This is a genomic window from Kosmotoga sp. (genome assembly GCF_982836095.1).
On record NZ_CEYIHJ010000147.1, the window covers coordinates 1 to 304 of the forward strand.

The 304-nt window shown below is 41.8% G+C and carries 1 protein-coding gene; it reads right to left on the reverse strand.

Features of this window, described 5'->3' with window-relative positions; all coding sequences use genetic code 11:
• On the reverse strand, positions 1-304 hold a 304-nt coding region (locus tag AC3LHT_RS08870), incomplete at both ends, for an NAD(P)H-hydrate epimerase (protein ID WP_488662637.1).

The window sequence follows — 304 nt, forward strand, 5'->3', positions numbered from 1 at the left end:
ATTCTTGCAATATGAAGCGTTCCAATGTAAACGCACCCGGGAAAGAAAAAATGGCCAGGCTTGCCAGCGCCAAAAGTCACAGTGACATTGGCCTTAAATGCGATTGGGTTAATGGAACCATTGGTGCCATCAACACCAGAAGGTATGTCCACGGCAACTTTAATCGCAGACAAAGCGTTCACATATTCTATTAGGTCAATCATTTCAGTGCTAAGACTTCCTTTAAAGCCTACCCCAAATAATCCATCCAAAATAAGGTCATGCTCACTTAAACTAATTAATTGTGATGACTCAAGGGCATTCA